The organism is Pseudomonas sp. OF001, from assembly GCF_904426495.1.
Classification (GTDB): domain Bacteria; phylum Pseudomonadota; class Gammaproteobacteria; order Pseudomonadales; family Pseudomonadaceae; genus Geopseudomonas.
Genome location: NZ_CAJGBM010000003.1, coordinates 1 through 13,766, shown reverse-complemented (window position 1 = coordinate 13,766; position 13,766 = coordinate 1). Strand labels below are relative to the sequence as shown.

Below are 13,766 nucleotides of genomic sequence, written 5' to 3'. Positions count from 1 at the left end.
CACCTCAAGACAGGCCCCGGGGCACCCGCGGCGCACCCCGTGCGCCGGGTCGGATGTCCATCATACGTCCGCCGCCGCCCCGCGGCGACCACCGCTCGGCCGCGCGCCCGCCCGCGGTCTAGACTGGACGGGCCGCGAGCTGCTCGGCGGCTGAGCCCCGGCGTTTTTACTGATTCTTTACGCCCTGCCGCTGCCGGGCAGAGGAAAATCGCTCCTGCCGGGCTCCCCTTGTACAGGCAGCGATTTCCCCATGACTTCCAGCGATGGTCTTGCGATGAACGACAGCGGCGCGACCGCCAGCCGGGCCGGCAACCCGCCCGGCCGGGAAGGACGCGGCCAGGCCGGCCGCCTCAAGGTGTTCCTCGGCGCCCCGGGGGCGGGCCAGACCCTGGCCATGCTGCAGGACGCCCAGGCGCAACTGCGCAGCGGCATCGCCCTGCGCGCCGGGCTGGTCGTCCCCCGTGACGCCGAGAGCGCGGCCCTGCTCGCCAGCCTGCCGCAGCAGCCGCCGCAGCGCGACGGCGCCCAGCGCGCCACGCTGGACCTCGACGGCCTGCTGGCCGCCCCGCCGGCGCTGACCCTGATCGACGACCTCGCCCAAGGCAATCCCCCCGGCAGCCGCCATGCCCGGCGCTGGCAGGACGTGCAGGAGCTGCTCGCCGCCGGCATCGACGTGTACGCCACGCTCGATGTCCAGCACGTGGAAAGCCTCAGCAGCCAGGTGCGCGAACTCACCGGCCTGCAGGTGCACGAGACGCTGCCCGACTGGCTGCTGCTGGAGGCCGACGAACTGGTGCTGGTCGACCGCCCGCCGCGCGAGCTGCTGGAGCGCCTGCAGCACGGCGAGGCCCGCCTGCCGGACAGCCTCGCCAGCCTGGAGCGCCTCACCGCGCTGCGCGAGCTGGCCCTGCAGTTCGCCGCCAGCCGCGTCGACGCCGACCTGCAGCGCTGCTACCGCCAGCACGGCCAGGAAGCGCCGGCCGTGCTCGGCCGCCTGCTGGTCGCAGTCGACGGCAACGCGCTGGCCGAGCATCTGGTGCGCCATGCCTGCCGTCTGGCGCAGCGCCGCCAGCTGCCGTGGAGCCTGGTGCATGTGGACACCGGCGCGGTGCTCGACGAGACCGCGCGCCGCCAGCTGCAGGCGGCCCAGCAGCTGGCCGAGAACCTCGGCGGCGAGGTGGTCAACCTGCGTGCCGGCGATGTCGTCGGCACCCTGGTGCAGCACGCCGTCGAGCGCCGCGCCAACGTGCTGCTGGTCGGCCCCAGCCGGCCCTGGCTGCTGCGCCCCGGCTTCTCCCGCGGCGTGGTCGGCCGTCTGCTGCGCCTGGGCCGCAACCTGGAGATCAGCATCCTCAACACCGGCGGCGAGCCGTCGCCGAGCGCGCCGCTGCCACGGGCGGGGCGCCTGACCGACTACCTGCTCGCCGCGCTGGCCACCCTGCTCGCCACGGCGGCGGCCTGGAGCGTCTCCCACGTGCTGGCGCTGCCGAACATCTCCCTGGTGTTCCTGCTCGGCGTGCTGCTGGTCGGCGTGCGCAGCAGCCTGGGCCCGGCGCTGCTGTGCGCGGCGCTGTCGTTCATCGCCTACGACATCCTGTTCATCTCGCCGACCTTCTCGCTGACCATCCACCGCCAGGAGGACATCCTCACCCTGCTGTTCTTCCTGGTGATGGCGGTGCTCACCGGCAACCTGGCCGCGCGCCAGCGCCGGCAGATGGACGCCCTGCGCGATGCCCAGGCGGAAACCGCCACGCTGCTCGAACTGTCGCGCAAGCTCGGCGCCGCCACCGAGCGCCAGGCGGTGCTCGACGCCGCCCTGCAGCAGCTCGCCGGCTGGCGCGACCTCGAGTTCTGCCTGCTCGGGCGCAGCGGCAGCGGCGCGCTGCAGACCGAGGCCGGCAGCGCGGCCCGCCTCGACGAGCAGGAGCGGAATGCCGCCGAATGGGCCTGGCGCCACGACCAGCCGAGCGGCCTGGGCACCCACACCCTGGCCGGCGGACGCTGGTGGTGGCTGCCGCTGTCCAGCCATGCGGGACCGCTGGCCCTGCTCGGCGTGCGGGCGAAGGCCGGCGGCGCCGTGCCGGCCGCGCGCCGGCGCCTGCTGGCCGCCCTCGGCCAGCCGCTGGCCCAGGCCCTGGCCCGCGTGCAGCTGGCGCGGGAACTGGAGGCGGCGCGCCTGCAGACGGAGACCGAGCAGCTGCGCAGCGCCCTGCTCGCCTCGGTGTCCCACGACCTGCGCACGCCGCTGACCGTGATGCACGGCGCCATCGACAGCCTGCTCACCCTCGGCGAGCAGATCGGCGCGGCGGATCGCCGCGAGCTGCTGGAAGGCACGCGCAACGAGGCCGAGCGGCTCGACCGCTACATCCAGAACCTGCTCGACATGACCCGCCTGGGCCACGGCGACCTCAAGCTGGAGCGCGACTGGGTGGCGCCGGCCGACATCGTCGCCAGCGCGCTGCAGCGCCTGCACCCGGTGCTCGCGCCGCTGCGCCTGGAGACCGTGCTGGCCGACGAGCTGCCGCTGCTGCACGTGCACGCCGCGCTGATCGAGCAGGCGCTGGTCAACGTGCTGGAGAACGCCGCGCGCTTCTCGCCGCAAGGCGGCCGCCTGCGCCTGACGGTGGAGGCCGACGCCCACGAGCTGCGCCTCGCGGTCAGCGACGAGGGGCCGGGGATTCCGCCGGACGAGCGGGACAGGATCTTCGACATGTTCTACACCGCGGCGCGCGGCGACCGCGGCGGCAAGGGCACCGGCCTGGGGCTGGCGATCTGCCAGGGCATCCTCGGCGCCCACGGCGGTGCAGTGACGGTGGGCGACGGCCTGGACGGGCGCGGCGCGACCCTGTGCCTGCACCTGCCGCGGCAGGCGCAGCCGGGCGAGGCCGATGGGGAGGGGTGACGGCATGCCGGGAACACAACAGAGCATCCTGATCATCGACGACGAGGCGCAGATCCGCATGATCCTGCGCATCAGCCTGGCCGCCCAGGGCTACCGGGTGCTCGAGGCCGGCAGCGGCCGCGCGGGCCTGGCGCTGGCCGCCGAGGCCCACCCCGACCTGCTGGTGCTCGACCTCGGCCTGCCGGACATGGACGGCAAGGAGGTGCTGGACGAGCTGCGCCGCTGGTCGCCGATGCCGGTGCTGGTGCTGTCGGTACGCGCCGGCGACAGCGAGAAGGTGCTGTGCCTGGACGGCGGTGCCAACGACTACGTGACCAAGCCGTTCAGCATCCCGGAATTCCTCGCCCGGGTGCGCGTGCTGCTGCGCCCGCCGCTGCTCGCCGGGCAGGTCGCCGGCCCGGTGCACTGCGGGGCGCTGCAGATCGACGCCGGCGCCCGGCGGGTCAGCCTGCACGGGCAGGAAATCGCCCTGACGCCCAAGGAGTACGCCGTGCTGGCCGCCCTCGCCCGCCAGCCGGGCCGGGTGGTCACCCAGCAGCAGTTGCTCAGGGACATCTGGGGGCCGACCCACCTCGAGGACAGCCACTACCTGCGCGTGGTGGTCGGACACCTGCGCCAGAAGCTCGGCGACGACCCCGCCGCACCGCAATTCATCGTCACCGAGGCCGGCATCGGCTACCGGCTGCGCGAACATCCCCCGGAGCCGTTCCATGCCTGACACCACCCTGCCCGCCAGCCACGAGCAGCCGCACGCGCCGTCCTCGCAACTCGGCCTGCTGGTCGCCGCCACCGGCGTGGTCTACGGCGACATCGGCACCAGCCCGCTGTATACGTTGAAGGAAGTGTTCGCCGGCCACTACGGCGTGCAGGTCAACCACGACGGCGTGCTCGGCATCCTCTCGCTGATCTTCTGGTCGCTGCTGTGGGTGGTGTCGCTCAAGTACGTGCTGTTCATCCTGCGCGCCGACAACGACGGCGAAGGCGGAGTGATGGCGCTGACCGCGCTGGCCCGCCGGGCGACGGCGGCGCATCCACGGCTGAGTTCGGGTCTGGTGCTACTCGGCCTGTTCGGTGCCGCGCTGTTCTATGGCGACAGCATGATCACTCCGGCGATTTCGGTACTGTCAGCCATCGAAGGCCTGGAAATCGCCTACGAGGGCGTCAGCCATTGGGTGATTCCCCTGTCGGTCGCGGTACTGGTCGGCCTGTTCCTGATCCAGAAGCACGGCACCGCGCGCATCGGCATCCTGTTCGGCCCGGTGATGGTGGCCTGGTTCTTGGTGCTCGGAGCGCTGGGGGTGTACGGCATCAGCCGCAACCCCGAGGTGCTGCAGGCGCTCAATCCCTGGTGGGCACTGAACTTCTTCCTCGCCCACCCGGGCATCGGCGTGGCCATCCTCGGCGCCGTGGTGCTGGCACTGACCGGCGCCGAAGCGCTGTACGCCGACATGGGCCACTTCGGCCGCAAGCCGATCGCCCGCGCCTGGTTCGCCCTGGTGCTGCCGGGGCTGGTGCTCAACTACTTCGGCCAGGGCGCACTGCTGCTGGGAACCCCCGAGGCGGCACGCAACCCCTTCTACCTGCTGGCACCGGAGTGGGCGCTGCTGCCGATGGTCGCCCTGGCCACCCTGGCCACCATCATCGCCTCGCAGGCGGTGATTTCCGGGGCCTTCTCGCTGACCCAGCAGGCCATCCAGCTCGGCTATGTGCCGCGCATGCAGATCCAGCACACTTCCCATGCCGAGCAGGGACAGATCTACATCGGCGTGGTGAACTGGGCGCTGATGGTCGGCGTGGTGCTGCTGGTGGTCGGCTTCGAAAGCTCCGGCGCGCTGGCCGCCGCCTACGGCGTGGCGGTGACCGGCACCATGCTGATCACCACGCTGCTGGTGGCGGCAGTGATGCTGATGCTGTGGCGAGTCCCGCGCGGGCTGGCGATCCCGCTGCTGCTCGGCTTCCTGCTGGTCGACAGCCTGTTCTTTTCCGCCAACATCGCCAAGATCTTCCAGGGCGGCGCCTTCCCCGTACTGGCCGGTATCGCCCTGTTCACCCTGATGACCACCTGGAAGAGCGGCAAGAAGTTGCTGTTCGCGCGCCTGGACGAAACCGCCCTGCCGCTGCCGGTGTTCATCGACAGCATCTGCCTGCAGCCGCCGCACCGGGTCGACGGCACCGCGGTGTTCCTCACCGCGCGGCCGGACGCCGTGCCGCATGCCCTGCTGCATAACCTGCTGCACAACCAGGTGCTGCACGAGCAGGTGATATTGCTCACCGTGGTCACCGAGGACAGCCCGCGGCTGCCCGAGGATCGCCGCTTCGAGGTGGACAGCTACGGCGAGGGCTTCTTCCGCATCATCCTGCACTTCGGCTTCATGGAGGAGCCCGACGTGCCCGCCGCCCTGCGCCAGCTGCGCCGCGATGGCCTGGATTTCAGCCCGATGCGCACCACCTACTTCCTCAGCCGGGAAACCGTGATCCCCAGCAAGCGCATCGGCATGGCCAACTGGCGCGAGAAGCTGTTCGCCTTCCAGCAGCGCAACTCCAACAGCAGCATGCGCTACTTCAAGCTGCCGGTGAACCGGGTGATCGAGCTGGGCACCCAGGTGGAGATCTGACGGCGACCTGCCGCGCCGCACGGCGCGGCAGGTCCGCCCCCTCAGCCGGGCCGGCGCCGGCGCAGCAGCCACAGGCCGAGCCCGGCCAGCAGCAGATGGGCCAACGCCAGGCCGCTGACCAGAACGTCCTTGGCCGGCTTGCCGAAGCGCCCCAGCACCTCCCACTTGTGCAGGTAGGCGAAGCTCCAGCCTTCGGCGCGGTCGCCGTCGGCCACCCGCGCCGCCAGCGCGCCGTCGAGCGGATCGACGTACAGCGCGGTGCGCGCTCCGTCGGCATAGCGGGCCCTGAGCACCGGCAGGCGCTTGAAGACGAAGCCGTAGTCGTGGTCGAAGCGCTCCTGCACCTCGACCGCCTGCGGCTGGCCGAGGCCCAGCGCTGCGGCGTAGTGGCCGAGGCGCTGCTCGCCGTAGCGGCGCGCAGCGCCGTCATCCAGCGCCTGTCCCGCACCGCTCAGGTAGCGCACGCCAACCATGCCGTCGGCGGACAACTGCTCCAGCCGCCAGGCCGGCGCCCCGTCCAGCAGCACCAGATCGAGCCGGCGCGCGCCCGCGCCGTAGTCCGGCCAGCCTGCCTGCGGCGCCGCGTCCAGCCCGGCGACCGGGTAGCTCGGCTGGAACGGCGCCGGCAGCGGCACCGCGTTGACCTTGTGCCACAGATGCCAGCCGCCGCTGACCGCGAAGCTGCCGGTGACCAGCGCCAGCAGCAGGCCGAGCCAGCCGTGCGCCCGCCGCCGCCACGGCGCGCGGGACTGCCGCGGGCGGGCGAGGAACAGCGCGACGCCCAGCGCCGCCGTGGCCAGCAGCGCCGCCAGCAGCAGGCTCATCAGCAGCGGGCGCAGCAGGCCGGCGCCGTCCAGCCAGCGGAAGCTGTGCACGGCCTGGAACAGCCGGCCGAACCAGGCCTTGCGCTCGTCCACCAGGGTGCCGAGGCGGTCCTGGTAGAGATCCAGATACAGACGCAGGCCATCCTCGCGCGCCGTATCCACCCGCGCCACCGGCAGCAGGCGGTTGACGAAGGCGTACTCGCCGTCGAACCCGCTCAGGCTGCCGGCATAGCGCAGCGGCTCGGTCGTCCCCAGATAGTGCTGCGCCAGGCGCTCGGCATGGCGGGCCAGCAGATCGGCCGGCGCCCCGCTGCGCGCGTGCCAGTAGCGCGGCTCGGCGGCGCCGGGCAGGCGCGCCTGATAGTAGGGTTCGCCATCCAGCACCAGCAGGCGCAGGGCCTGCACTTCGCCGAGGCCCGCCGCGCCGAGCACCGTGGCCGGTGCCTGCAGCCCCTGCAGCGGCAACAGGTCTGCCGGCGGTAGGAACACCGCCGGGCGCGGCTGCAGGTTGCTCATCAGCGGGTGCAGCACGCCACTGGCGGCCCAGCCGAGCACACCGAGACAGGCCAGCAGCGCCAGGCGCCGGTGCCACGGCAAGAGCCGTAGCACGCGCTGGCGCCAGCTCGGCCGCAGCCTGCGGCCGATCCCCTGCGCGGCGGTCACAGCCGCCACTCCAGGCCGACGTACAGGCTGCGGCCGTCGCCGGGGAGGAACTGCGCGCTGTCCTGGCCACGGGCGTCGGCGATCACCCCGGTGGTGGCGGCATAGGTCTTGTCGGAGAGGTTGCGGCCCTCGACGAAGAAGCCCCAGCCCTCGCCCGCCCGGTAGCCGCCCTTCAGGCCCCAGATCGCGTAGCTGTCGGCGTACAGGCTTTCTGCCTGGTCGACGTTGTAGTGCGTCGGCACCCACTCGAAGGTCGGCCCGGCGTACCAGCCGCCCTGCTGCCACAGCGCCTCGCCCTTGACGAACTGGCGCGGCGCGCCGGCCAGGCGGTTGTCGCCGTAGACGGCGTCGTCGTCGAAGCGGAAGTCGTTGAACAGGTACTGGCCGCGCAGGACGAACTCGCCGAGCGTCCAGGCGCCGCCCAGCTCGATGCCCTGGTGGATGGTGCGCTCGGCGTTGACCGTGCCCAGCGGCTGGCCGTTGCCGTCGTTGAGCGCCAGCAGCTCGTCGCGGATCTCGCTGCGGTAGACCGCCAGGTCCAGGTCGAGGTCGCCGCGCGCCCAGCGCAGGCCGGCTTCCCAGGTGTTGGCGCGCTGCGCGTCGTTGTGGGTCACCACCTGGCCGCCGGTCAGCTCGCTGAAGGTCGGCGGCTCGTAGCTCTGGCTGAGGTTGGTGAACAGCTGCACATCCGCACTCAGGTCGTGGCGCAGGCCGAGGCGAGCGATGCGGCCGACGTAGGTGGCATCAAACGACTCGTCGCGCGCGGCGACCAGGCGGTCGTCCACCTCGCGCTGCTGGTGCAGCCAGGCGACCCCGCCGATCAGCGCCCAGCGCTCGGCCAGCGGCACCTCCAGCTCGGCGAAGGCGTTCAGGTTGCGCGCGGTCTGCTGCAGTTCGTTGACCTTGCTGCCCTTGTGGCCGCCGACGTTGAGGTAGCGCGAGTCCCGGTTGCGCCCGTGGCTGGCCTCGATGCCGCCGATCCAGCGCCAGCCGTCGCCGCTCGCCCACTTGTGGCTCAGGCGCAGACCGTAGTCCTCGCTATCGATATCCAGCACCTGGAAGATCGGGTGCAGCAGCGACTTCTCGCTGTAGTAGCTGGCCAGCTCCAGACGGTGGCCGTTGCCCAGCTGCAAGGTGCTGATGTTGCCGATCCGGTCGAGGGTGAAGTCACGACGCTGGTCGCCGCTGATGTTGCCCGCCGCGGCCTGCTCCGGATTGCGGCGCATCTGCGCCCTGGTCAGGCTGCCGGGCAGCTCCGAGTCGGTTTCCACATGGGTCAGGTAGAAGCGGGTGGCCAGGCGCTCGCTGATCTGCCCGCCGAGGTTGGCGAAGTAGCGCCGGTTGTCCTGGCGGGCGTGGTCGCGGAAGCCGTCCTGGGCGTAGTCGTTGACGCTCAGGTAGGCGTCGGCATCGCCGAAGTCCTCGGCCACGGCGCCGAACAGCCGGCGATAGCCGAAGCTGCCACCCTCGACGCGCAGGTCGAGCGGCGCGGCCGTCTGCCCGGTGGGGGCGACGAAGTTGATCGCGCCGCCGAGGTTGGCCGCACCGTAGCGCCAGGCGTTGGCGCCGCGCAGCACCTCGATGTGGTCGGTGGCCAGCGGCTCGATGGTCTGGAAGTCGAAGCTGCCGTCGGCCAGATTGACCGGCGCGCCGTCCTGCATCAGCAGCAGGCCGCGGCCATGGAAGGTGCGCTGCAGGCCGGAGCCGCGGATCGACAGGCGCGCCTCCTCGGCGCCGAAGCGCGGCTGGACGAACACCCCGGGGGCCAGGCCCAGGGCGTCCTGCAGGGTGCTGCTGCGCCCGCTCTTGTAGGTCTCGGCGTCGACGACCGTGGCGCCGCCGGGAATCTGCGCGAACTCGACGCGCTTTTCCGTCAGCGTGGGCGCGGTCGGGTCGGTCTTCCGGCCCTTGCTGATGACGATGGGCTGCAGCTCGACTTCCTCGGGCCGGGTTTCCTCGGCATGGGCGGTCGAGGCCAGTGCAATGGCGAGGGCGAGCAGACTCGGAATGGGATAATGGCGCATGGCGATCTCCTGATGCTTGTTCTTCTGGTTCCATGGACTTGCGTGGCCTTCCCCGGCGAGCGGGCGGCGGATCATCCGCGCGCCGGCACTCCCCGGCCGGGGCAAGGCGGTCAAGCTGGGCAAGGACTTGCAGGGCGGCGGCACAGACGGCGCACAGGCCCGCCGCGGCTCAGCCCGAGGCTGGTCCGCCCGAGGCTGGTCCGCAGGGGAAACGGTGGCGTCTGTGCGCGGAGATCAGGGCGCGCGGGGATTGGCCGGGGGCCAGGTGTGACGGGGTGCGGGTCGTTCGTCGCGGCTCGCCGGGCGCAGCCAGTGGCGCTGCGGCCGCAGCCACTGGCCGAGGGCGAACAGCAGGGGCAGTACGACGAGGACGAAGGAGCTGCAGCAGGAGCAGCCGAAGACGCCGAGCGCGTCGCCGGGCGCGGGGTCGCTGAAACCGCTGTCCAGCGTCGGGCCGGCATTGTCCTGCAGCGAACAGAAGGCGCCGCCGAGACCGTTGAGCTTGAGGCCGGCCATCTGCCCGTGGCCCAGGCTGCAGGCGAACACGCCCAGCAGGAGGCTGCAGTACAGCACCCAGGCGGTCAGCATGCGGTCGGTCGGCGAGAGTTTCATGAGTTCCAGAATAGCCCGGCGGGCCAGTCGCAGCGCGCTGGCGGCGCGCGATTATCCGGAGCTCGGCGAAACCGGCGAATGCGACAAGGCGCCGCACCCGGAACCTCAGCGCCCGCCTTGCAGCAGGAAGTTGCCCCGGCCGCCGCCGTCCAGGCTCGGCACCTCGGCCTCGTCCTTGAGATCGACGCCGGAGAGCTGGCGGCGGCAGGCCTCGCGCATCAGGTACAGCAGGCGGAAGGCGGCCATGCCGTAGCTGAGGCCCTCCAGGCGCACGTTGGAGATGCAGTTGCGGTAGGCATCGGTGAGGCCGATCTTCGGCCCGTAGGTGAAGTACAGGCCGAGGCTGTCCGGCGAGCTGAGCCCCGGGCGCTCGCCGATCAGGATCACCGTCATCCGCGCGCCGAGCAGCTCGCCGACCTCGTCGGCCACCGCCACCCGCCCCTGCTCGACCAGGCACACCGGCGCCAGCGTCCAGCCCTCGGCGTGCACCTGCTCGAGCAGGCGGTCGAGGAATGGCAGGCTGTGGCGCTGCACTGCCAGCGCGGACAGGCCGTCGGCGATGACGATGGCCAGATCGCAGCCGCCGCCATGCGTGGCGGCGTGCTCGCGCAGGAGCTGCGCGGAGTCGGCGTGCAGGCGCCGACCGAGGTCGGGGCGCTGCAGGTAGGTGTCGCGGTCCCTGGCGGCGCTGCGCAGGTGCAGGCAGTCGAGACCGAGCGAGCCGAGCGATTCGCCCAGCGCCGCGACGTCGAGCGGGGTATGCACGGCGTCGCGCGCCTGGGCGTGGGCGAACTGGAAGTCCAGCTGCGCGGCAGTCGGCAGGCTGGTGCCGGCGCGGCCGAGGGCGATGCGCGCCGGGGTCAGGCCACGCAGCTGCTGCCAGGGGTTTTCGGTGGCGGGGGATTTTTCGGGCATCGGAAACCTCCGGGTGCCGTTGTATTGGGTAGTCCACCTGTAGGGGCGAATTTATTCGCCTTGACGGGTGGCATGGCGAATGAATTCGCCCCTACGGGCATGGAACGGTCAGGGACCGAGCTGCGCCAGCGCCTGGCGAAACGCCGGCGGCAGCTCGTCGCCCAGGCGTACGCGGCCGCCCTGCTGGTGCAGGATGCCCATGCGCGCCAGCCACTCCTCGAACTCCGGCGCGGCGCGCAGGCCGAGCACCTGGCGGGCGTAGAGCGCGTCGTGGAACGAGGTGGTCTGGTAGTTGAGCATCACGTCGTCGGAGCCGGGGATGCCCATGATGAAGTTGATCCCCGCCGCGCCGAGCAGGGTCAGCAGCATGTCCATGTCGTCCTGGTCGGCCTCGGCATGGTTGGTGTAGCAGATGTCGCAGCCCATCGGCACGCCGAGCAGCTTGCCGCAGAAGTGGTCCTCGAGGCCGGCGCGGATGATCTGCTTGCCGTTGTACAGGTATTCGGGGCCGATGAAGCCGACCACGGTGTTGACCAGGAACGGCTTGAAGTGGCGCGCCACCGCGTAGGCGCGGGTCTCGCAGGTCTGCTGGTCGACGCCGTGGTGGGCGTTGGCCGACAGCGCGCTGCCCTGGCCGGTCTCGAAGTACATCAGGTTGCTGCCGAGGGTGCCGCGCTTGAGGCTGAGGCCAGCCTCGTAGCCCTCCTGCAGCACCTTCAGGTTGATGCCGAAACTGGCGTTGGCCGCCTCGGTGCCGGCGATCGACTGGAACACCAGGTCGAGCGGCGCACCGCGCTCGATGGCGGCGATCGAGCTGGTGACATGGGTCAGCACGCAGGACTGGGTGGGGATCTCGTAGCGCTGGATCACCGCGTCGAGCATCTCCAGCAGGGTGCAGATCGAACCCATGCTGTCGGTGGCCGGGTTGATGCCGATCATCGCGTCGCCGTTGCCGTAGAGCAGGCCGTCGAGGGTGCTGGCGGCGATGCCGGCCGGATCGTCGGTCGGGTGGTTGGGCTGCAGGCGGGTGGACATCCGCCCGCGCAGGCCCAGGGTGTTGCGAAAGCGGGTGACCACGCGGATCTTCTGCGCCACCAGGATCAGGTCCTGCACGCGCATGATCTTCGACACCGCGGCGGCCATCTCCGGGGTCAGCCCCGGCGCCAGCGCGGCCAGCGCGGCCTCGTCGGCTTGCTCGCCGAGCAGCCAGTCGCGCAGGCCGCCGACGGTCAGGTGGCTGACCGGCGCGAAGGCGATCACGTCGTGCGTGTCGATGATCAGCCGGGTGACCTCGTCGGCCTCGTAGGGGATCAGCGCCTCGATCAGGAAGTGCTTGAGCGGCACCTCGGCCAGCGCCATCTGCGCGGCCACCCGCTCGGCGGCGCTGCTCGCGGCGACGCCGGCCAGGTAGTCGCCGGAACGTGCCGGGGTGGCCTTGGCCATCAGCTCGCGCAGGCTGTCGAAGCGCCAGGTCTGGCCGCCGACGGTGTGGACGAATTGAGCCATCTGTTGGTTCTCCTCGCGGCGACCGCCGGCTGGCGGCCGCCGTCTCCTTCAAGCGTTAGCGCAGGGCTTTCTCGGCGGCCTGGATCGCCGCGAATTCTTCCTCCGGCGTGCCGGACACCAGGTGGTGGCGGCTGTACAGGGCGAAGTAGGCGATGAACAAGGCATAGATCGCCGCGGCGCCGATCACCACCCGCGGGTCGACCAGGAAACCGGCGACCAGCGCCACCGCCGCCAGCAGCAGGGCCACCGCCGAGGTGACGATGCCGCCGGGCGTGCGGTACGGGCGCGGCATCTCCGGACGACGCAGGCGCAGGGTGATGTGCGCGGCCATCATCAGCACGTAGGACAGGGTCGCGCCGAACACCGCCACCAGGATCAGCAGGTCGCCCTGGCCGGTCAGCGACAGGCCGAAGCCGATGATCCCCGGCACCACCAGCGCGGCCACCGGCGCCTTGTTGCGGTTGGTCACCGAGAGGCTGCGCGGCAGGTAGCCGGCGCGCGACAGGGCGAAGATCTGCCGCGAATAGGCGTAGATGATCGAGAAGAAGCTGGCGATCAGCCCGGCCAGGCCGACCAGGTTGACGAACTGGCTCATCCAGGTCGAACCCTGGTAGGCCGCCTCCAGCGCCTCGACCAGCGGGTTGCCGGAACCCATCAGCGCCTTGGCGCCGGCGGCACCGGGGCCGACCAGCAGGATCAGCCCGGCGAAGGTGAGCAGCACCAGCATGGCGCCGATCAGCCCGCGCGGCAGGTCGCGCTTGGGATTCTTGGTTTCCTCGGCGGCCAGCGGCACGCCCTCGACGGCGAGGAAGAACCACATGGCGTAGGGAATCGCCGCCCAGATGCCGACGTAGCCGAACGGCAGGAAGGCGCTGGCGCCGGCGGCCTCGCCGACCGGGATGTCGAACAGGTTGGCCGCCTCGAAGTGCGGCACCATCGCCACGATGAACACGCCGAGGGCGATGGCCGCCACCGCGGTGATGGCGAACATCAGCTTGAGCGCCTCGCCGGCACCGAGCACATGGATGCCGATGAACACCACGTAGAAGGCCAGGTAGACCATCCAGCCGCCGACGCCGAACAGCGACTCGCAGTAGGCGCCGATGAAGCAGGCGATGGCCGCCGGGGCGATGGCGTACTCGATGAGGATCGCCGTGCCGGTGAGGAAGCCGCCCCAGGGGCCGAAGGCGGTGCGGGTGAAGCCGTAGCCGCCGCCGGCGGTGGGGATCATCGACGACAGCTCGGCCAGCGAGAAGCACTTGCACAGGTACATGGTGGCCATCAGCAGGGTGGCGACGAACATGCCGCCCCAGCCGCCCTGGGCCAGACCGAAGTTCCAGCCGGCGTAGTCGCCGGAGATCACGTAGGCGACGCCGAGGCCGACCAGCAGCACCCAGCCGGCCGCGCCCTGCTTGAGCTGGCGGTGGGCGAAGTAGTCGGCATCGACGCTTTCGGTTTCCACGCCCTGGGCGTGGGAAACGATGTGGGATTGTTGAGTGGACATGCGCAAGGCCCCTTTCCCCGCCACCCCTGCCGAGACAGGGGTGGCGTCATGTGGATGGAATCATTTATGGCAGATCAGAAGAAGCCCAGCGGCTTGATGTCGTAGCTGACCAGCAGGTTCTTGGTCTGCTGGTAGTGGTCGAGCATCATCTTGTGGGTCTCGCGGCCCACGCCGGACTTCTTGTAGCCACCGAAGGCGGCG

At 71.2% G+C, this 13,766-nt stretch carries 10 protein-coding genes; 3 read left to right on the top strand and 7 right to left on the bottom strand.

Annotated features, from left to right (window positions below; all coding sequences use genetic code 11):
- Nucleotides 1-274: 274 nt before the first annotated feature.
- Genes RA210_RS03015 through RA210_RS03005 form a run of 3 tightly spaced genes read left to right on the top strand, consistent with a single transcriptional unit; the run spans nt 275 to nt 5,517 of the window.
- Nucleotides 275-2,902: a sensor histidine kinase gene (locus RA210_RS03015; RefSeq protein WP_201485416.1), complete on the top strand. Its 2,628-nt coding sequence runs from the start codon at nt 275-277 to the stop codon at nt 2,900-2,902.
- 4 nt (nt 2,903-2,906) lie between these two features.
- Nucleotides 2,907-3,620, top strand: coding sequence for a response regulator (locus RA210_RS03010; protein WP_201485349.1), 714 nt, complete (start codon nt 2,907-2,909; stop codon nt 3,618-3,620).
- Nucleotides 3,613-5,517: a potassium transporter Kup gene (locus RA210_RS03005; RefSeq protein WP_201485348.1), complete on the top strand. Its 1,905-nt coding sequence runs from the start codon at nt 3,613-3,615 to the stop codon at nt 5,515-5,517. The genes RA210_RS03010 and RA210_RS03005 overlap by 8 nt, the downstream gene beginning before the upstream one ends.
- A 41-nt stretch (nt 5,518-5,558) precedes the next feature.
- On the opposite strand, the gene RA210_RS03000 is transcribed toward RA210_RS03005, so the two are convergent.
- The 7 genes from RA210_RS03000 to RA210_RS02970 all read right to left on the bottom strand — a co-directional run.
- Nucleotides 5,559-7,004 (bottom strand): PepSY domain-containing protein, encoded by a 1,446-nt coding sequence (locus RA210_RS03000; RefSeq protein WP_236574609.1) that lies wholly within the window; start codon nt 7,002-7,004, stop codon nt 5,559-5,561.
- Nucleotides 7,001-9,028 (bottom strand): TonB-dependent receptor family protein, encoded by a 2,028-nt coding sequence (locus tag RA210_RS02995; RefSeq protein WP_201485347.1) that lies wholly within the window; start codon nt 9,026-9,028, stop codon nt 7,001-7,003. Before RA210_RS02995 ends, RA210_RS03000 begins: the two co-directional genes overlap by 4 nt.
- A 234-nt stretch (nt 9,029-9,262) precedes the next feature.
- Nucleotides 9,263-9,640, bottom strand: a complete 378-nt coding sequence (locus RA210_RS02990) for a DUF2946 family protein (protein ID WP_201485346.1) — start codon at nt 9,638-9,640, stop codon at nt 9,263-9,265.
- 105 nt (nt 9,641-9,745) lie between these two features.
- Entirely contained in the window at nt 9,746-10,555 is an 810-nt protein-coding gene (gene eutC / locus RA210_RS02985; RefSeq protein WP_201485345.1) for an ethanolamine ammonia-lyase subunit EutC, read from the bottom strand.
- A gap of 108 nt (nt 10,556-10,663) precedes the next feature.
- Nucleotides 10,664-12,061: an ethanolamine ammonia-lyase subunit EutB gene (locus RA210_RS02980; protein ID WP_201485344.1), complete on the bottom strand. Its 1,398-nt coding sequence runs from the start codon at nt 12,059-12,061 to the stop codon at nt 10,664-10,666.
- Between the two features lie 55 nt (nt 12,062-12,116).
- Nucleotides 12,117-13,565, bottom strand: a complete 1,449-nt coding sequence (gene eat / locus RA210_RS02975) for an ethanolamine permease (RefSeq protein WP_201485343.1) — start codon at nt 13,563-13,565, stop codon at nt 12,117-12,119.
- 74 nt (nt 13,566-13,639) lie between these two features.
- Nucleotides 13,640-13,766: aldehyde dehydrogenase family protein (locus RA210_RS02970; RefSeq protein ID WP_201485342.1), on the bottom strand; the 127-nt coding region annotated here is incomplete at its 5' end.